This is a genomic window from Cupriavidus sp. SIMBA_020 (genome assembly GCF_046535395.1).
Taxonomy (GTDB): domain Bacteria; phylum Pseudomonadota; class Gammaproteobacteria; order Burkholderiales; family Burkholderiaceae; genus Cupriavidus; species Cupriavidus campinensis.
Genome location: NZ_JAWRWU010000740.1, coordinates 1 through 266, shown reverse-complemented (window position 1 = coordinate 266; position 266 = coordinate 1). Strand labels below are relative to the sequence as shown.

General features: G+C 59.8%; 1 pseudogene. It reads left to right on the top strand.

The features are described from left to right. A pseudogene (locus SB751_RS31300) lies at positions 1–218 on the top strand (thiol:disulfide interchange protein DsbA/DsbL); the annotation flags it as partial. Positions 219–266: the final 48 nt, after the last annotated feature.

The window sequence follows — 266 nt, the reverse complement described above, 5'->3', positions numbered from 1 at the left end:
AAGCCAAATTCGACGCCGCCTTTGATTCATTCGGCGTGCAGGTCGAGATGCGCAGGGCCTCTCAATTGGCCGAGAGCTACCATATCAAGGGCACGCCTTCTTTCGCGGTGGGCGGTCAATACCTGACTTCGCCAGCGATGGCCGGCAACAGCTACGCTGGCGCAATCCAACAAGTCGACCATCTGATCGCGATGCTTCAAGGCCACACGCAGAATTGACAGCGCGACGCAGGTACCGGCACCGATGGGAAGCACGCTCCACCACCC